The organism is Nostoc sp., from assembly GCF_036917155.1.
Classification (GTDB): Bacteria; Cyanobacteriota; Cyanobacteriia; order Cyanobacteriales; family Nostocaceae; genus Nostoc.
This window is the reverse complement of sequence record NZ_JBALDZ010000043.1, coordinates 1-18373: the sequence shown is the minus strand read 5'-3', so window position 1 is coordinate 18373 and position 18373 is coordinate 1. Positions and strand designations below refer to the sequence as shown.

Below are 18373 nucleotides of genomic sequence, written 5' to 3'. Positions count from 1 at the left end.
CCTCATACCCAATAATTCGTAGTTAAGTGGAAAATCTGACTCTGCTTTTGGGAATACTTGATTTATTCACCTGACTAATCTAGAACTCAGGCATTATCAAGATGAAATGGATTAAATCATCTCTATATTTTGTAGCTTTTTCCTTACCTTTGTATTTGCTTTCTGCCTTAACAGCACAGGTACAGGCTCAGTCATACCATTACAATCAAACTTGGCAAATTAGTCAGACATTTAAGCCACCACAGCGGGGAAAACCTCCTGCAAGTGCTGGTGGTTCTACCCGTGGTAGCTCTTGTCTAACTGGCAAACAACTAATAACTCCCTTAATCCCTCCAGATAAATTAGGGTTGACATTTGCTGAACATCCAACATTTTTCTGGTATGTACCCCCATCTCCAGTCAAAACAGCCAAGTTTCTGCTCTTGGATAAAGACCAGAACGTATTTTATGAAACATCTTTTACACTTCCAAATAAACCCGGAATTATTAGCTTCAAACTTCCTGATAGTTCTCCTGCACTCGCTGTAGGTGCAGCTTATCACTGGTATTTAATAACTGTTTGTGATGCTCAAGACTCCAGTGAAAATCCCAGTGTCGATGGTTGGGTGGAACGCACTCAACCAGAATTAGCTTTGTCGGAGGCATTAGCAAAGGCAAATTTGCATAAGTTACCCACCATCTATGCAGAAGCCGGGATTTGGCATGAAGCGCTGACTAGTTTAGTGCAGCTACGCCAGACTGAGCCGAATAATTTAAAAGTGAAGCTGGATTGGAGACAATTCTTCAAGTCAGTTGGTTTGAGTGCGATCGCTTCAGAACCATTGATTGATTGTTGCACATCTAGGAAAGAAGGGCATGGGGCATTGGGCATGGGGCATTGGGCTGAGGGAAAATTCCCAACTCCCAACTCCCAACTCCCAACTCCCAACTCCCAACTCCCAACTCCCAACTCCCAACTCCCAACTCCCAACTCCCAACTCCCAACTCCCAACTCTCAACTCCCAACTCCCAACTCCCAACTCCCAACTCCCAACTCTCAACTCCCAACTCCCAACTCCCAACTCCCAACTCTCAACTCCTAACTCCCAACTCTCAACTCCCAACTCCCAACTCCTAACTCCTAACTCTCAACTCCTAACTCCCAACTCTCAACTCCCAACTCCCAACTCCTAACTCCTAACTCCTAACTCCTAACTCCTAACTCAGCACTCAGCACTCAGCACTCAGCACTAAATATTATGTGGGCAAAGCTGAAACCGCAAATCTGGCAATGGCGTGGTGTTTTACTTGCTGTTCCCAATATTACAGCCCTGATCATTGCAATCCGCTTGACTGGATTACTGCAATTGTTGGAATTGGCAGCACTAGATCAATTTTTTCTCCTCCGTCCACAAGAGTCGGCTGATACCCGCATCGTCATAGTTGAGATTAATGAGGCAGATGTCCGCAGGCAGGGTCAGTGGCCTATGTCTGATGCAAAACTTGCTAGTTTATTAGAGAAAATCAAACAGCAAAAACCCAGAGCGATCGGTTTAGATATTTATCGTGATTTACCTGTCAATCCCGGTCATCAAGACTTACTTAAGGTGTTTAAGTCTACTCCTAATTTGATTGGGGTACAAAAAGTCTCTGATACCATTGATAGTTCGGCGGTTGATTCGTCTCCAGAATTGAAGCAACTTCATCAAGTTGGGTCGAATGATTTACCCATAGATGGAGATGGTAAAATTCGGCGAGCATTATTGTACGTAAATTTAAATAATAACGAGATTCTAGAAAGCTTTGGGTTAAAACTAGCATTGTTGTACTTGAAACCTGAAGGTATTACCGCAAAGCCATCAGCAAATAACTCTAATTACTTGCAGTTAAATCGGGGTGTTTTCCCGATTTTTGAAGCTAATGATGGGGGTTACGTCCGAGCAGATGCCGGGAGTTATCAAGTGCTGTTGAACTACCGAGGACGGATACAGCAGTTTACGAAAGTCTCTCTCACCGAAGTGCAAGAGAACCTCATCCCACAAGATTTAATGCGAAACAAGGTGGTATTAATTGGTGCTACAGCTGAGAGTTTGAAGGATCTATTCTATACGCCTTACAGCAGTAATGTATTGACTGACCCGGAACGGATGGCGGGTGTAACAATTCATGCTAATGTGACTAGTCAAATTTTAAGTGCGGCAATTGAAGGTCGTCCACCGATCAAGTGTTTACCTGACCCACTAGAATGGCTATTGATTTTGATTTGGTCAATTATTGGTGCTAGCTTGTGTTGGCTACAACGCCACAGTAGCAATCAGAAAACCCTGATGTCTGTTAGTGTTTTTCTGGCGGGTGGCGGTTTAGTTGGTGGCAGTTTTCTGGCGTTTATTGCTGGTTGGTGGATTCCTGTTGTACCTTTATTGCTGGCATTTGCAGGTTCTGCGATCGCACTCACTCAGTATATTGCTCAAAGCGCTACCGAGATGCGAAAAACCCTCGGTCGCTATCTCACTGATGAAATCGTCGCCAATATCCTAGAAACTCCTTCTGGGTTAAAGCTAGGGGGAGAACGCCGAAAAGTTACGGTTCTCGTCTCTGATTTAAGAGGATTCTCAGCTATTTCTGAACAATTGCCCCCGGAAGAAGTAGTAAAGATTTTGAATCTTTATTTGGGAACAATGACAGATGTAATTAACCAATATAAAGGCACGATTAATGAGTTTATGGGTGACGGTATTTTTGTAATATTTGGTGCGCCAATTAGTCGCACAGATGATTCTCAACGAGCGATCGCCTGTGCTATTGCCATGCAATTGGCAATGCAGAAAGTGAACAAACAAAACCAGGAAATGAATTTTCCAATCCTCGAAATGGGAATTGGAATTAATACAGGTGAAGCCGTGGCGGGAAATGTTGGTTCTCAAAAACGCGCTCAATATACAGTTATTGGCAGCCATGTTAATTTGGCTGCCCGAATTGAGTCTTATACCGTGGGAGGACAGATTTTAATTTCCGAAAACACCTGGAAAGATGCCAATGTTGACCTCAAAGTTGCTGGACAACTACAAATAGAACCCAAGGGTATGAAGCATCCTGTGACAATTTGTGAAATTCGTGGTATTGGTGGTAAATATAATTTATTCTTGCCTGAAGATGATGAAAAAATAGTCATTCTCAATCAAGAAATACCTGTGGAATACACCATTTTGCAGGGAAAATATGCAGTGGGAACAGTATTTCTGGGGAGCTTGATTAGCCTTTCAGAAAAAGGGGCGCAGCTGCAATCGCCACATTCTTTACATCTTTTGAGCAATCTCAAACTCAAGTTATTGATTGAAGCAGAAATGTCCACAGAAGAACATATCTATGCCAAGGTGATCCAACAATCTAATATTGACGAGCATCTTTTTCTGCTTCGGTTTACAGCTGTTCCTCCCAAAGCGATCGCAATTTTCAATGCACTGCGTCATCTTGAGTGAGATTAGGGCATAAATATTGAAGCGGTAACAAAGAGAGGTGTATAGAAATGGGGTAAACCGAAAAAGTAGGTAGTCGAGATTTTTTAAAACAGTAACAATTGTTGCTGATAAAACCAGGTGATCGCGGTAAGATTTTGGACTTAAGCCCAATCCAACTCTAATAACTCCTTAATAATTCGTAATGACGCTCCTACGGACGCTCGATTACTCGCTAACGTAATTCATGAAGCAACTAAGTTGAGTTATGGAGTTCAAAATATGATTTCTTCTAAAACTGAGATTGAATCACATCTAAAAGACAAATGACGAACGTAAACAACTTTCAAAGACTAGTAGAACTTGCAAACGATCATGGAATTATTTGCCAGCCAACACCAGAAGAATGTTTGATTGCATCCTTACCTGGAGACGATGACTTTTTATTAGCTTTTACTTGGTCTGGTACAGTTGAGGGAGAACCACCAGAGCATGAATTAATCGCAGTTAGTGTACAGGATATTGTCAAAGAAGTTACTGTTGCAGCTTGGCAGATTCCTATTTATTTATTCGGAAACGTTTTAAGACAAGCTCAGATGCTTGTCACTGCCCACAAAGATTTTGTTAGCTAGCAGCAAGCCCTAGTACAAGAAGGCAAAAGTAAAAAGAAAGAATGCTTATTTTGTAAGCTTTCTGGCTATTTTAAATGGGTGGTTTATTTACGCCGTGTTGTACTAGTGGTGTGCCACACAAACTCTGTATGGTGGCAAGCAGAGGTGCAGGGGAAAGAACTTTTACAAACCTCTGCTCCCCTGTCTACCTCCCCACCCAGCTTTGCCTTGCCAGTTGTTCTCTGAGAATGGATTCAGCCTTTTTAGTCACCAATTCTGAATGCTTCCACAGATACCCAGGCTTACCCTTACCAATAGCTGCCAGTTGGGTTAACAAAAATACGTGTCCCTCAACGCGCTCAGATATGCACCGCAAATCTGGTACACTGTCTTTCAGTTGGCGCTGTCGCAAAATCTCAACTCCCGCGACTGTCGCCACTCCAAAAATTCTCTCCATATACACCAATTCTGAATCTGGTTCCGCACCTTCATAACGAATATCTGCCAAATCTGCTGGCACTTCCCGACTGGTTAATAAAGTTTGTGATTGATGCTGGTAATAGACATCTCCAGAAATTAAATATGCGTTATCCAGAATCCTTGTAGAGACGTAGCAGTGCTACGTCTCTACATTCATTTTCACCAGATGTCTAATAGGCTAAAGCATTTAGTAGCTTACCCCAATCGGGTGAAACTGCGCGTCCTGCTTGCGGATGGTTGGCAGGCTGTAAAAATAAACCCAATGCCTAAAGGTGTGATCGCCTTTTCAACTTCATCATTCCACATCAGAATTTGAAACGCCAAGCTTTTTTCTCAATCCATCAAGTTAAGAGGCTGATAAATCTAAACTTTGTCGAAAAGAGATAAGAATTTCATTCAATGCAGCCATATCAATTAAAAATGCATCATGTCCGTGGGTTGACTTCAGCCACGCCAGTTGAGCATTAGGGATTAAGTTTGCCAATTCTTGTTGCTCTATTGGAGGATAGAGGATGTCAGAATCAATGGCGATAACTAAAGTCGGTTGCTGGATGCTTTGCAGAATAGATTCATAATCTAACAAATTAGCAACTGTGCGATCGCGTGCAATATCGTGGCGATCCATTATGTGGGTGAGGGTAATGTAAGTATTGGCATCAAATCGTTCTGTGAGCTTTTGACCCTGATGTTGTAAGTAACCGGCTATAGCAAACTGCTCAGATGCATCATACTCCCGTCCAAAGCGGGTTGTAAAACTATCCCAAGAACGGTAAGTAGACATCGCCATCATCCGCGCCACTGCTAATCCCTGATTTGGGGGCGCATCCAGGGTATAGTTGCCTCCTTGCCAGTTTGGATCGGCATAAATTGCCTGTCTTTGGGCTTCACTTAATCCAATACACCAAGCTGAATGCCTACCAGAAACAGCAATAGGTGCAATTCCTTTAACCTTTTCTGGATATAATAATGCCCACTCTAATGCTTGCATTCCACCAAGTGAACCGCCTATTACAAACCGCAGAGATTGAACACCCAAGTATTCTAGTAGTACAGCTTGCAGGTGAACTATATCTCGGATTGTAATCTCAGGGAAGGATACACCATAATGCTTTTCTGTTATGGGGTTGATAGTAGTTGGCCCAGTTGTACCGTAACAGCTTCCCAAGATATTGCTGCACACAATAAAATCGCGTTCTGGATTAAAAGCTTTCCCTGAACCAAACAAAGATTCCCACCAATCATCAGCGTCAGCCGAACCAGTTAAAGCATGACAAATCAGTACCCCATTATCGCCTTGAGCATTTAACTGTCCCCAGGTGCGATAAGCAACCTGAACCCCAGTTAATGTTTCGCCCCCTTCAAGTTGAAATGGCACTGTTAGCTGGTAAAACTGGGTTTCCGGTGAGATGAAGTCTGAGTAGATCATATCTATCGGGTAGTGGGTAGTGGGGAGATGGGGGAGATGGGGGAGATGGGGGAGATGGGGGAGATGGGGGAGATGGGGGAGATGAGGGGACAAGGAGATAAACAAAACTCCTAACTCTTAACTCCTAACTCAGCACTCCTAACGCCCCATGCCCAATTTATTGAGAAGTGAACTACCCACACTGACCTGACGGTACAGTGTGGGCTTCCTGTCCAGCAGAAAGCGCAGTAGTAGATTTCTTGCGTCCTCTATTACTCCGACTTACATCTGGGCGACAGGCTTTATCCCCCATTCCAGAGGTCAAAATCCGTAGTCCTTCATCTCGAAGGTTAATACTGGCGTTAATATCCCTATCATGCTTAGTTTTGCAATTCTCACAAGTCCAGAATCTTACATTAAGAGGTAAACTACCAACTTGATTTAGGCAAACATGACAGGTTTTGGAACTAGGGAAAAATCTATCTACTTCTTGGTAAATCTTTCCTTCCATTTCTGCCTTATATTTCAGCATTGTGCAAAACATTCCCCAACCAACCTGATGGATGGATTTAGCTAGGCAGTGGTTTTGCATCATGCCCTTAATATTAAGATTTTCGACCACAATTACTTGGTTGTCGTTAACTATCCTACGAGATAGTTTGTGCAGAAAATCTTCACGGCAGTTAGTAATTTTTCTGTGAACTCTAGCAACTTTCTTTCTAGATTTAATACGGTTATTTGAACCTTTCTGCTTTCTAGATAATTGCTGCTGTTTGAGTTTTAAATTTCTCTCATGTCTATTTAGTATTCTAGGGTTGTCAAACTTAGATCCATCACTGGTAATAGCAAAATGAGTCAGTCCCAAATCAACGCCTATAGCAATACCCTCCGTGCTACCAACTGGTTTATCCTTGCCGTCATCAAATAGAATAGCTGCAAAGTATTGGTTAGAACAGTTTTTAGATATAGTTACAGTCTTAACTTTTCCTTCAATAGGTCTATGAATTATTGCTGACACATCCCCTATTTTGGGGAAGGTTAAGTAACTGTCAGCAATCCTTACATTTTGAGGATACTGTATTGACTGTTTATTGTGCTTTGACTTGAAGTTCGGATATTTTGCTCTTTTTTCAAAGAAGTTATTAAAAGCCACTCCCAGATTTAAGCAGACTTGTTGTAAGCACTGCGAGTAAGTCAAAGCCAGCCAGCTATGCTCTTTTTTAAGTTGCGGAATTAGCTTTTTGACTTCATATCCAGATAGTCCAAAACCAGTTTCTTTGTATGTTTGGTTCATCAAGTTCAGGCAATAGTTCCACAGCCAACGACAAGAACCAAAAGCTTGTGCTAGTGATTGCTGTTGTTGGGCATCTGGATATAACCTGACTTTGACTACCTTTAGCATTTTAGAGTGAAATCAATTTGCTATAAATCATTTTAAAAGGGAACAGGGAACGGGCAACAGGGAACAGGGAAATCCCCATAATTAAAATTAGGGGATTTGTACAAGGACGTATTTTTTCTTGCGCTACGCGTCCCCTTAAAAAATGTTTTTATTTCTTTCATAAATAAATTTAGGGGCTTGTACCCTAAATCTTCGGGGCTAATTCTTGCACTGTTCCCTGTTCCCTCTTCCCTGTTCCCGCCCCGAAGGGGCTTGGTCACACAATATTTTGCTCGTTTCCTCCATGTCCTCTTCCTTGATTTCGCTTACGCTCAATATCAGTTAGAGGACTGTCGTCAACTCACGCGCAATTCATCTCACGCTCCCCTGACGGGTGAGACGTGAGGCTTCTTGCTATTTCAGCTAAATTCTAACTTGCCGAAATGCCTGCTGAAAATCCTCTTTGATATCGTCGATATGTTCAATTCCCACTGATACTCGCACTAAATCGGGTGTCACTCCTGCTGAAAGCTGTTCGTCATCACTTAGCTGTTGATGGGTTGTAGAAGCAGGATGAATAACGAGAGTTTTCGCATCACCAACATTTGCTAAATGACTCGCCAGCTTCACATGATTAATAAAAGCTCTACCCGCCTCCAGTCCACCTTTGATGCCGAAGTTTAAAACTCCTCCAAAGCCATGTCGGAGATATTTTTTCGCTCGTTCATGATACGGGTGATTGGGAAGTCCGGGATAATTAACCCAAGATACTTGCTCTTGTTGCTCTAACCACTGAGCCAATTCTAAAGCATTACTCACATGACGATCTACACGTAGGGAGAGAGTCTCTAATCCTTGCAGTAACAGAAAGGCGTTAAATGGACTCAAGGATGGGCCAAAATCCCGTAACCCTTCAACTCTGGCGCGAATAATAAAGGCAATGTTGCCAAAAGAACCGCTAGGGCCAAAAACTTCTTGGAAATTCAGCCCATGATAGCCGGGTGCTGGCTCAGTAAACAGAGGAAATTTGCCGCTACCCCAGTTAAATTTACCCGAATCAACAATTACGCCACCGATGGAAGTACCATGCCCACCAATCCATTTAGTTGCAGATTCCACTACGATGTCTGCACCATATTCAATTGGTCGAGCTAAATACCCACCAGCACCAAAGGTATTATCCACAATTAAAGGTATGCCGTTTTCGTGGGCAATGTGAGCTAAAGCCGCAAAGTCGGGAATGTTGAATTGAGGATTGCCAATGGTTTCAACGTATAACGCTTTCGTGCGATCGTCGATCGCCTGACGGAAACTTTCTGGCTCATCTCCCTCAATAAACTTGACATTAATACCCAAACGTGGTAGGGATACTTTAAACTGGTTATATGTTCCCCCATACAAGAAACTAGTGGAAACAATATTATCCCCAGCCTGAGCAATGGTACTGATTGCCAAGAATTGTGCCGCCTGACCACTAGCGGTTGCTAATGCTGCTACACCCCCTTCTAAGGCAGCAATCCGCTTTTCAAATACATCCGTCGTCGGGTTCATGATTCGGGTGTAAATGTTACCAAATTCCTGGAGAGCAAATAACCGCGCTCCGTGGTCGGCGTCGTCAAAAACGTAGGAAGTCGTTTGGTAAATCGGTACAGCACGAGCATTCGTTCCAGGAGCCGGCTCTTGTCCAGCATGAACTTGCAGGGTTTCAAAACGATATTGTTCTGACATAAGTAGTTATTTGAGTTTCTAATTATACAAACGATTACTGAAGGAGGCAGGGGGCAGGAGGAGGAAATCAATCGGGGATTTGACCCCGACTGATTTGGCAGCCCTGAACTGCCGTACCCTGCGGGAAGCTAACACAACAGTGGGGGTCTTAAATCCTTGCGCTATCTGTTTCCTGCCTTCCTAGATAATACTAATTGAGTGTTGTGTTGGATTAATCAACGGTAATTTGCAAGGCTTACCGTATTTTAACTGCTCACGCTCACGATTCCCCATCTCTAACGAGTCGCGGAAGTCCCCACCTTCAATGTACTCATAAGGTGGGGATTGTGAGCGGGGGATGTTCGCAAAGCGTCACGAAGTGAGGATTACATCTGGAATTGATTTTTTGATTTCTACAAGCCGCACACTCGTGACTAAGAGTCATGAGTTAGGCGCTCCATATTCTGTTAAAATTAACATATAGCGAAAACCAATTCTTACTGAATCTAAAACCTTTTGTTAAAGAGCAAATCTGGGCGATAACTTTATCAGAAAACAGAAAATCTTGATCCCTGCTTCGGACGACATTTTCGGCTTTAAGCTAATATTGATTGTTAGTTTTTCACCCATACTACCTATGCCTCAAAACCACAACAGCAATTCCCGAAGATTGCCCAAAATTAAAACCACGATTTTCTACATCTTCGGTGTCATTACTGTTTTAGTCGTAGCCTTTCCTTGGCTGTACGAAATTAAAACTAAGGCTGGGATCGACATAGCACCTGGACGCCATGCTGGAACCTTTTTTGAAAAACATACTTACGGACTTTTCAAGTGTGAGTGGCTTTATCCTTATCATTGCGATCGCCCCAAAGGTTGACTAAGGGAATTCAACCTTGCATAACCAAGTAATAGTATTAATTAATACTTTATAAACATTCTCTTAGCTTTCATTGATGTTTTGCTTCCGCAAGACTAGCCAAACAGAGAGCAGAGCGATCGCTACACCAGCGCTAAGAAAACAATAAATGTAGCCGAAGTTATCTACAATCCTACCGAATACTGCTGCACCGATTCCTTGTCCGACAAACAGGTTGAAGGCGAACAGCGAAACAGCAGTACCTCGCGCTTCCGGCGCTAACTCAGTGGCTTGGGTTTGGAGGGTGCTGTGCATCATATAAAAGCCCAATCCCATTAAAATACTCAAGGGGATAAAAAGCATCCAGTTCTGGAATAATGCGATCGCTAAGAAGCTGATACACATCAAACCTCCTCCCACGCCCATTAAACCAATTTCACCCAGTCGCCTGACTAACCATTTGACTGAGCGACTGTAAATTAGTCCACCTAATCCAAAACTACTGAGCATAAACCCGATCACTACATAACTTAGACTATAGCGATCGCGCAGAAATGCCCCAACGTAAGCAAATGCCCCAAATAGGCAAAAGCCTTCCACAAACACACCCACAATCACAGTCTGGGCGATTGGTTGGGTCAATAGTTGGTAATAAGGTCGAAATGTTATCCTACCCTGACCTTGGGAACGTTGGCTATCAGCCAGATGGCGCGTCTCACGCCATAGAAGTCCAGCAATGACAAGGGAGACGATCCCAAATAGGAGAAAGATATCACGCCAGCCGATATACTCTCCAAAGATGCCGCCCAAACTACCACCAAGAATTTGACCTAGTACTAAGGCACTTAAATACTTGCCGATCGCAGCTTGACGTTCTTCATAAGGAAAATTGTCACCAATATAAGCTAGGGTGATGGGGATTACCCCAGCAGCAGCCATCCCTGTGAGAAACCGCAGCAAGGTAAGTAAGACGATATTTGACACAAAAGCACAGACAGCCGTACCTATAGCAAATGCCGCCAATGCGACTGTAATTACCTTAAGTTTGCCGATGCGATCGCCTAGTGGCCCATAGACTAATTGAAATAGCCCGTAGGGAATCGTGTATGCCGAGATAATCACCGCAGCAATGCCAACACCGACTTTAAAATCGTCAGCAATGATGTGCAACAGGGGGTCAATTACCCGTGCATCGGCAATCACCATGAAGGCAGCAGCGCCCAACAGTCCTAATGAGACAGGGGTTTTACGTGCTATATCCTTTGCTGATCTGTCCACTTTCACTCTAGTAATTTAATCCGGGAAGTCACTCATAATACACTCTATCAGTTACAGGCTTTAAGCGTTGCCGCCAAGACGCAGAGAACGCGGAGAAAAGAAAGAAATGCTTAACCCAGCCGTATTGCACTAAAGCCAACTATGTCTTCATAATTATTATGGGCTAAGCTGCCACGCATCTAGTTTTTTAGCTGACTCTAGGCTATGGAAGGGTTTTAGACCCAAAATTATACAATTTAAATGCACGACAGCTTAACCACAACTCCCAAATAATCATGTTCTCTTTTCCAACCATAGAACTGTTATAGTACCTATTCCATAAGCAATGATATCTTTCCAATCAAATACACTTCCTAAGGCAACAGCCAAAATCTTATATTTTTGCAATCCTAAAGTATTCACAAAATTAAAATATTGAAGAATTTCTATAGTACAAGAAAATGCAAAAACTGATAAAGCGACGATGGATGAGTGTATGTTTGAAAAGGTTCTGACAAAGCAATAAATTAGGATAACTACTAAAACATCACCAATAAAAGGACGGATGAAACTCTCATTTACAAAAACAGCAATATATACCTCTATTAAAAATAGTATAGCTGTGAAGTAAAAATATTTTTTATTGAAGATCAACATGGCAATCAATAGCTCTCAAAAAACACCTATTTGACTATAACCCTCTTCATTTTTTTGGGATAAACTCTGTTGAACAGTTGGATAACTGACTGATACACTTAGAGGATGTTTGAAAAGTTTTCGGCGAATATAATTCAATACGGTTCAGTTAAGAGCTACTGACAACAATTTTGGGTTTTCGAGACGCGATAAATCGCCGTCTCTACAAGTGTTTTGTTGCTCATTCTGAACTGTATTGGAATATAATTCGCTACTACACAAACCAAGTCCACCTCCGTGGAAAGCATGAAAAATCAAGGGTTTTTAACCCACGGAGGTGGGTAAAGTCTCGTGTAGCCGCGATTTCTAATCGCCAGGGCTAGTAATAATTTAGATTTTTCAAACAACCTCTTACGATGCCCTTGGGGTATGGTTAAATCAAGAAATCTAGATGACAGCAAAGTTGCTGCGATCGCACTTCTTGGAAATACCTATACATTATGCTTCTCAGCACTCTTCATTAACCGCAGAGGCACAGAGGACACAGAGAGAAGAATGAGAAAGAAAAATTTCTTAACTGAAGTGTATTGCCGTGGGGAAGGGGTTGACTTCTTGTTCAACCTCAGAAGGCTCAAAGCTGAATAGTTTTCGCCGACTGGTTAAATAACAAATCTCGTGATTTATCTGGATCGAGCGCTTGAGTTTTCAAGGCTTCAGCTTTCTCGTAAGCGCGAATTGTTGCCGGACGGGCTTTAATTGTCTCAAACCAGCGCTTGACGTGAGAAAAATCCTCTAGATTTTGACTTTGGCGTTCATGGGGCACAATCCAGGGATAGGCGGCAATATCGGCGATGGAATAATCGCCAGCTACAAACTCTCTATCTGCTAATTGCTTATTCAGCACTGCATATAAGCGTCCTGTCTCATTCACGTAGCGGTTAATGGCATATTCAATCTTTTCGGGAGCATAGGCGCTAAAGTGATGATTTTGTCCCGCCATTGGTCCCAGTCCTGCCATTTGCCAGAACAACCATTCTAAAACTTGAGTGCGATGACGTATATCTTGGGGAATTAATTTTCCAGTTTTTTCTGCCAAATATAGCAAGATTGCCCCAGACTCAAATACCGAAATTGGCGCACCTCCATCTGCTGGTTCGTGGTCAACGATCGCCGGAATACGATTGTTAGGAGAAACTTTTAAAAACTCTGGCTTAAATTGATCCCCAGCCCCAATATTCACAGGAATTATGGTATAAGGTAAGCCGACTTCTTCCAAGAAAATCGTAATTTTATGACCGTTGGGGGTTGTCCAATAATAAAGTTCAATCATGGTTATTTTTTCTCAAATTGTGCGATTCTTTTTTAAGTGAATGGTGCGGACACCTATTTCGGATTTATCACCAAATCTGAAAACAGGAGGTAAAAGTTGCGAAAATGTATATACAGTAAGCATTTTAGCATTTAATGCCTAAAAGTATTGTCCTATGTCAGGAATGGAGCTACAGCCCCATACTTGACTATTGTGCTGCGCCATTACTGATTTTGTATTACCAAAAAAGACGAGATGGTTAAAAAAAATTAACTTTTTAGTTTCTGGATTTGATATTTTCAGGTTTTGCCTGAGAATCCTTGTTTAAAGGTCAATCTAAAATCGATAACTCAGGCTACGTGGTTAAATCTATTTTAGATCACCGTCTGAAAATGTCTAAAATGTTTGAATTTGGAATTGTTAACGATGGAGGTGTAGTCCGAAACTCATCTGTAGAGAAGAAAATGGCGCTTTTTGCAAAATTGGTGAGGTTAAATTTTAACCCCAAAACCGAGAATTTCAAATACTTAGAGAGTAACTTATGAGTGAAAAAACAGTAAAAGTGATTGAAGGAAACTTATTGCCAAAAGGAGATTATGTTTCATCAGGATTTTCCACTATCCAGCCAGATTCATATTTTCCCAATATAATTTTAGGCAATAAATATGATTCTTTTTGGCTTTACTTACGGCGGGATATTACTCATAACTGGTATGTGGATAAGCGACAGCAGAATGTAGGATTTGTCAGCAGAGATGAGGCTCATGTTATATATAATACAGCCTTAAAATTTCAGGGGAAAAAAGCTTTAGAAATAGGTTGCTGGATGGGCTGGTCAGCTTGTCATTTGGCTCTGGGAGGAGTAGAGCTAGATGTAATCGATCCGATGCTATCCCAACAATTATTTAATGAAAGTGTCACAGAGTCACTAAAGTTGGCAGGTGTGAAAGAATCTGTGAATCTAATACCAGGATATAGCCCTCAAAAAGTAGAAGAGATCGCAAATAAATTTCAACGGAAATGGTCATTGATATTTATAGATGGTAATCACGAAGCACCGGCTCCGCTCAATGATGCAATTATTTGCGAACAATTTGCAGAAGCAGATGCTTTAATTTTATTTCATGATTTGGCTTCTCCCGACGTAGGCCAAGGCTTGGACTACTTCAAAGATAAAGGATGGAATACAATGGTCTATCAAACTATGCAAATTATGGGAGTTGCATGGCGGGGAAATGTTGAGCCTGTAACACATCAGCCAGATCCTAAAATTAACTGGCGCTTACCTCCACATTTACAAGGTTATTGTGTAAGTGGTTCAGTTGAAACTGCGGCGGAAGATAAATTTGCAGAAATTCTCAGAGCAGTTCGACCATATACTTTATTGAGTGAAGGAAAGTTATTTTCACTTTATAGTCAGGCAAAACAAGTATATTGTTATCTTTTTTGGCTGCCAAAAATGTTACTACAAGCGATCGCTAGAATGAAACCTATCAAGGGCGACTAGTACAAGAAGGCAAAAGTAAAAAGAAAGAATACTTATTTTGTAAGCTTTCTGGCTATTTTAAATGGGTGGTTTATTTACGTCGTGTTGGACTAGTACCACAAGGCGGAAGTCAAAAGTCAAAAGTCAAAAGAATTGTACTCCAAGCTCTTGCGTCATTTGAAATGGTAGCTTTGTATTATCAGCCACGACTAGCGACTGGCTATGTGTCGCTAGTCATGGCTTTCTCTAGATGAAACATAGAGCTTCAATTCATCATGCCCCTGTAGCTCGTCTTGATAGAACAATTTTATTGCTTGGTAGTCCAAAAGTGCATGAGTCATTTTTGAACTGACGACTATTTCATGGAAATCGCAACGCGTGGCAAGGCTAAAATGTTCCAAAAAATTGTAGGTTGGGTGGAGGCTTTGCCAAAGCCAACATCCTGATATATGTTGGGTTGCGCTCCGCTCCACCCAACCTACCTCTAATGCACAATTTTTTTGCTTGCCACGCCACTACAAAACTGAGATTATTAGCTGAGTTGTAAAGATGGTTGGACTGGAGCGCTAAATTTGTCACTTGTTGGGGACTGCAATGGCAGTGACCATTATACTTTTTTATAGCGGTGATTTAGCGATCGCAGCCCAAACTCTATGATGAACTTCAAGAATCGGTGTAGGATATCTTGCTTCGAGTAACGTCGCCAATTCCTGGTCAAATACTTCTACCTTTTCTGGTGTCAAGCTGGCTCCCACACCAGCACTAGCACGAATTCGTCCCCGCCAAGCGACCTGTGTATAAGGTACAAATACATCGTAAGAAAATGTGCGGATTTCTCTAAATCCTCCTTCGCCAATATCTTGTAACCACAAAGGATACAAGCCATTACCGCCGCCCAGATTCCAGGCGGGATTATGAGCCTCGATCAATTGTTCTGTGGCTTCAACTACATTACCTTTTAAAGGTATCCAATCAAAATGAGCGATCGCGATCGAGCCATTTCTTCTCAATATGCGAGTAATTTCCTGGACGGCACGCGGACGATCAAACCAATGCCAACACTGTCCAGCAGTGACTACATCAGCACTAGCATCTGGTAACTCGGTATTCTCAGCAGTTGCAACTCGATAATCTACTTGGATTTGGGCAGATTCGGTTAACTGTCTGGCTTGTTCTAAAAGTGACACTGATGGGTCGATGCCGATTACATAAGCACCTCTATCAGCAAAGCCCCGCGCTAGTGTTCCTGTTCCTGTACCAAGGTCAACAATATTCTGCCCTGGTAAACCTATACCATATTCAGACAGTTTATTAAATAATGAACTGGGAAAGCCAGCGCGGTGTTTTGCATAATCAGTAGCAGTTGCACCAAAATCAATTTTCATACCTACAAAACTATTCTTGTAACAATTGTCTAGGTTAGAAGTTCTCTACCCACGGACGTAGTTCTACTTCATAAGTCCAAGCACTGCGGGGTTGGCGGAGAATGCTGAGATAAGTTTGAGCGATCGCATCCGGGTCAAGAGTACTATCAGGATTATCTACTGGATCTTGGCGAACTGCTGAACGGATTCCACCATCAATCACGAAATGCGCTACATGGATATTCTTTGGTGCTAATTCTCTAGCAATACTCTGAGCCAAACCGCGCAGTGCAAATTTACCCATTGCAAAGGGAGCAGACAGCGGATAACCCTTTACACTGGCTGAGGCTCCAGTAAAAAATATAGCACCGCCGCCAAGTTGCAAAAACCTTTTGGTAGCAGCTTGGGCTACAAGAAAGCCACCATAAGCAGTAACATCTAGGGTTTTTGCCACCTCACCAGGGTCTAGATCAACCAGAGGCCCCCGCACCCGAAAACTGGGATTGTAAATAACAACATTCGGGGAACCGACTTTTTGATCGATATCAATAAATAACTGTTCTACTTCATCTGGCTTTGAGGCATCAGCAGCGAAACTAACTGCGCCAATTTCACTGCTCAATTGAGTGAGTTTTTCAATTTGGCGAGCTGCTAAAGCTACGGTAAATCCTTCTTTGGCAAATAGGCGAGCTAAAGAAGCGCTTAGTCCATTACCTGCACCGACAATTAAAGCTGTTGTTGTCATAAATTTAATTCTCCATGACTGAAGATAGCTGTGAATTGCCCTTATTGGGACTTTGACCAATTTGCAGTACACAAACTGCGGCAATCAGACAGAGAACGCCTGATAAAATAAACGCTTGTAAATAACTACCCGTCCAAGTTCTCAAGACTCCGGCTCCGAATGCTGCTGTGGCTGCACCAAGCTGGTGTCCGGCGACAATCCAACCGAACATCACGCCGACATTTTCTTTACCGAAGACGTTGGCAACCAGACGGACTGTTGGTGGTACGGTAGCAATCCAATCAAGTCCGTAGAAGACGGCGAAAATGGAAAGCCCATAGAAGGAAAAGTTGAAACTGAAGGGCAAGAAAATCAAAGACAAACCCCGCAGTCCGTAGTACCAGCACAGTAAGTAGCGATTGTTCCAGCGGTCAGATAGCCAACCGGACATAGTAGTTCCGAAAAAATCGAATAATCCCATAATTGCCAAAAGCCCCGCCGCCTTGACTTCCGGAATACCGTGGTCAATACAAGCAGGAATCAGATGAGTACCAATTAACCCATTTGTGCTAGCACCACAGATAAAAAAGCTACCAAATAACAGCCAGAAGTCGCGATTACGCATTCCCAGCCAGAGGACGTTAAGGGTGGAGGCGATAGAATTGACTTTGGGCTGTAACACTTCTACCGTTTCGCTGTTGTCGCCAAAGGGTCGCAAACCAACATCCGCCGGGCGATCGCGCATCAAGGCTGCGATCGCTGGAATAATTAAAAGTGCTGCACCACTAAGACCTAGAGCCGCAATTCGCCACCCAAAGCGATCGGCGACTGAAGCCAGCATGGGTAAAAACACCAGTTGCCCCGTAGCTGTACTGGCGGTTAAGATGCCCAGAACTAGACCCCGCTTTTCCAAAAACCAGCGATTGACAACAATAGCACCCAAAACCAGGGCGATAACTCCGCTACCAGAACCGACTACTACACCCCACAGCAAGACTAGCTGCCAAGACGCTGACATCAAAGTGGTTAAACCGACACCAAGGGCAATGACAGCAAGCGAAAACACCATCATCCGCCGAATGCCGATCCGCTCCATAACGGTGGCAGCAAAAGGGCCAATTAATCCGTAGAGTACCAAGTTAATGGAGATTGCCAAAGATATAGTTGCTCTACTCCAGCCGAACTCCTGTTCAAGAGGCACTATAAAAACTCCAGGAGCAGAGCGAATTCCGGCTGCTACCAGCAAGGCTAAGAATGTTAAACCTGCAACAATCCAGCCATAGTGGAACGAACGACGCGCGAGGAAGGAAGCTAGGGACATGAGTGGGGATCGGGGACTGGGGACTGGGGACTGGGGATTGGGGACTGGGGATTGGGGATTGGGGAGTGGGGAGTGGGGAGTGGGGAGTGGGGACTGGGGATTGGGGATTGGGGACTGGGGATTGGGGAGTGGGGATTGGGGATTGGGGATTGGGGATTGGGGACTGGGGATTGGAGATTGGGGATTGGGGACTGGGGATTGGGGATTGGGGATTGGGGACTGGGGATTGGGGACTGGGGAGATGAGGGAGATGAGGGAGATGAGGGGGATAAACAAAACTCCAAACTCCAAACTCCTAACTCCTAACTCCAAACTCCAAACTCCTAACTCCAAACTCCAAACTCCAAACTCCAAACTCCAAACTCCAAACTCCAAACTCCAAACTCCAAACTCCAAACT

At 43.1% G+C, this 18373-nt stretch carries 16 protein-coding genes; 6 read left to right on the top strand and 10 right to left on the bottom strand.

Going from position 1 to position 18373, the window contains the following annotated elements; genetic code table 11:
• Positions 1–101 precede the first annotated feature (101 nt).
• The 3 genes from V7K67_RS06965 to V7K67_RS06955 all read left to right on the top strand — a co-directional run bounded on the left by V7K67_RS06965 (position 102) and on the right by V7K67_RS06955 (position 4066).
• Positions 102–1082, top strand: a complete 981-nt coding sequence (locus V7K67_RS06965) for a DUF928 domain-containing protein (RefSeq protein WP_335165782.1) — start codon at positions 102–104, stop codon at positions 1080–1082.
• A 156-nt stretch (positions 1083–1238) separates the two neighbouring features.
• Positions 1239–3458, top strand: a complete 2220-nt coding sequence (locus V7K67_RS06960; protein WP_334732023.1) for a CHASE2 domain-containing protein — start codon at positions 1239–1241, stop codon at positions 3456–3458.
• Between the two features lie 302 nt (positions 3459–3760).
• The gene (locus V7K67_RS06955; RefSeq protein WP_334711088.1) at positions 3761–4066 is read left to right on the top strand and encodes a hypothetical protein; all 306 of its coding nucleotides are present in this window, start codon (positions 3761–3763) and stop codon (positions 4064–4066) included.
• A 184-nt stretch (positions 4067–4250) separates the two neighbouring features.
• Here the strand turns inward: V7K67_RS06955 and V7K67_RS06950 are convergent, their stop codons facing one another.
• The 4 genes from V7K67_RS06950 to V7K67_RS06935 all read right to left on the bottom strand — a co-directional run bounded on the left by V7K67_RS06950 (position 4251) and on the right by V7K67_RS06935 (position 9039).
• Positions 4251–4565, bottom strand: a complete 315-nt coding sequence (locus tag V7K67_RS06950; protein ID WP_334711089.1) for a hypothetical protein — start codon at positions 4563–4565, stop codon at positions 4251–4253.
• 306 nt (positions 4566–4871) lie between these two features.
• A complete protein-coding gene (metX, locus tag V7K67_RS06945; RefSeq protein ID WP_334711091.1) occupies positions 4872–5951 on the bottom strand; it encodes a homoserine O-acetyltransferase MetX in 1080 nt (359 codons plus the stop codon).
• A 172-nt stretch (positions 5952–6123) separates the two neighbouring features.
• Positions 6124–7332: an RNA-guided endonuclease InsQ/TnpB family protein gene (locus V7K67_RS06940; RefSeq protein ID WP_335165778.1), complete on the bottom strand. Its 1209-nt coding sequence runs from the start codon at positions 7330–7332 to the stop codon at positions 6124–6126.
• Positions 7333–7734: 402 nt separating this feature from the next.
• On the bottom strand, positions 7735–9039 hold the full coding sequence (locus tag V7K67_RS06935; protein WP_334732021.1) for an O-acetylhomoserine aminocarboxypropyltransferase/cysteine synthase family protein: 1305 nt from the start codon (positions 9037–9039) through the stop codon (positions 7735–7737).
• 616 nt (positions 9040–9655) lie between these two features.
• On the opposite strand from V7K67_RS06935, the gene V7K67_RS06930 reads away from it, so the two are divergent.
• Complete coding sequence (locus tag V7K67_RS06930; RefSeq protein WP_334711094.1) at positions 9656–9898, top strand: hypothetical protein; 243 nt, start codon at positions 9656–9658, stop codon at positions 9896–9898.
• 63 nt (positions 9899–9961) lie between these two features.
• Here V7K67_RS06930 and V7K67_RS06925 read toward each other — a convergent pair whose 3' ends face one another.
• From V7K67_RS06925 to V7K67_RS06915, 3 genes are all read right to left on the bottom strand, one after another.
• Positions 9962–11155, bottom strand: coding sequence for an MFS transporter (locus tag V7K67_RS06925; protein ID WP_335165776.1), 1194 nt, complete (start codon positions 11153–11155; stop codon positions 9962–9964).
• A gap of 273 nt (positions 11156–11428) precedes the next feature.
• Positions 11429–11791: a ribosomal maturation YjgA family protein gene (locus tag V7K67_RS06920; protein WP_334732019.1), complete on the bottom strand. Its 363-nt coding sequence runs from the start codon at positions 11789–11791 to the stop codon at positions 11429–11431.
• Between the two features lie 610 nt (positions 11792–12401).
• Positions 12402–13100 carry a glutathione binding-like protein gene (locus V7K67_RS06915; RefSeq protein ID WP_334711097.1) on the bottom strand — a complete coding sequence of 233 codons (699 nt, stop codon included), beginning with the start codon at positions 13098–13100 and terminating at the stop codon, positions 12402–12404.
• A gap of 520 nt (positions 13101–13620) precedes the next feature.
• Here V7K67_RS06915 and V7K67_RS06910 point away from each other — a divergent pair.
• Entirely contained in the window at positions 13621–14586 is a 966-nt protein-coding gene (locus tag V7K67_RS06910) for a class I SAM-dependent methyltransferase (protein ID WP_334732017.1), read from the top strand.
• 596 nt (positions 14587–15182) lie between these two features.
• On the opposite strand, the gene V7K67_RS06905 is transcribed toward V7K67_RS06910, so the two are convergent.
• Genes V7K67_RS06905 through V7K67_RS06895 form a run of 3 tightly spaced genes read right to left on the bottom strand, consistent with a single transcriptional unit; the run spans position 15183 to position 17974 of the window.
• Positions 15183–15950 carry a class I SAM-dependent methyltransferase gene (locus V7K67_RS06905; RefSeq protein WP_334711099.1) on the bottom strand — a complete coding sequence of 256 codons (768 nt, stop codon included), beginning with the start codon at positions 15948–15950 and terminating at the stop codon, positions 15183–15185.
• 34 nt (positions 15951–15984) lie between these two features.
• The gene (locus V7K67_RS06900) at positions 15985–16674 is read right to left on the bottom strand and encodes an SDR family NAD(P)-dependent oxidoreductase (RefSeq protein WP_334732016.1); all 690 of its coding nucleotides are present in this window, start codon (positions 16672–16674) and stop codon (positions 15985–15987) included.
• A gap of 4 nt (positions 16675–16678) precedes the next feature.
• Positions 16679–17974, bottom strand: coding sequence for an MFS transporter (locus V7K67_RS06895; protein ID WP_334732015.1), 1296 nt, complete (start codon positions 17972–17974; stop codon positions 16679–16681).
• Here V7K67_RS06895 and V7K67_RS06890 point away from each other — a divergent pair.
• Positions 17973–18373, top strand: a 401-nt coding sequence (locus tag V7K67_RS06890; RefSeq protein ID WP_335165772.1) for a hypothetical protein, incomplete at its 3' end; no start/stop codon positions are given. The genes V7K67_RS06895 and V7K67_RS06890 overlap by 2 nt on opposite strands.

What these genes read in the sequence shown, in the direction of transcription:
- V7K67_RS06935 (WP_334732021.1), bottom strand. Translation starts at nt 9,039, where the DNA reads ATGTCAGAACAATATCGTTTTGAAACCCTGCAAGTTCATGCTGGACAA.
- V7K67_RS06940 (WP_335165778.1), bottom strand. Translation starts at nt 7,332, where the DNA reads ATGCTAAAGGTAGTCAAAGTCAGGTTATATCCAGATGCCCAACAACAG.
- V7K67_RS06915 (WP_334711097.1), bottom strand. Translation starts at nt 13,100, where the DNA reads ATGATTGAACTTTATTATTGGACAACCCCCAACGGTCATAAAATTACG.
- V7K67_RS06900 (WP_334732016.1), bottom strand. Translation starts at nt 16,674, where the DNA reads ATGACAACAACAGCTTTAATTGTCGGTGCAGGTAATGGACTAAGCGCT.
- V7K67_RS06910 (WP_334732017.1), top strand. Translation starts at nt 13,621, where the DNA reads ATGAGTGAAAAAACAGTAAAAGTGATTGAAGGAAACTTATTGCCAAAA.
- metX (WP_334711091.1), bottom strand. Translation starts at nt 5,951, where the DNA reads ATGATCTACTCAGACTTCATCTCACCGGAAACCCAGTTTTACCAGCTA.
- V7K67_RS06920 (WP_334732019.1), bottom strand. Translation starts at nt 11,791, where the DNA reads ATGTTGATCTTCAATAAAAAATATTTTTACTTCACAGCTATACTATTT.
- V7K67_RS06960 (WP_334732023.1), top strand. Translation starts at nt 1,239, where the DNA reads ATGTGGGCAAAGCTGAAACCGCAAATCTGGCAATGGCGTGGTGTTTTA.
- V7K67_RS06955 (WP_334711088.1), top strand. Translation starts at nt 3,761, where the DNA reads ATGACGAACGTAAACAACTTTCAAAGACTAGTAGAACTTGCAAACGAT.
- V7K67_RS06965 (WP_335165782.1), top strand. Translation starts at nt 102, where the DNA reads ATGAAATGGATTAAATCATCTCTATATTTTGTAGCTTTTTCCTTACCT.
- V7K67_RS06905 (WP_334711099.1), bottom strand. Translation starts at nt 15,950, where the DNA reads ATGAAAATTGATTTTGGTGCAACTGCTACTGATTATGCAAAACACCGC.
- V7K67_RS06895 (WP_334732015.1), bottom strand. Translation starts at nt 17,974, where the DNA reads ATGTCCCTAGCTTCCTTCCTCGCGCGTCGTTCGTTCCACTATGGCTGG.
- V7K67_RS06930 (WP_334711094.1), top strand. Translation starts at nt 9,656, where the DNA reads ATGCCTCAAAACCACAACAGCAATTCCCGAAGATTGCCCAAAATTAAA.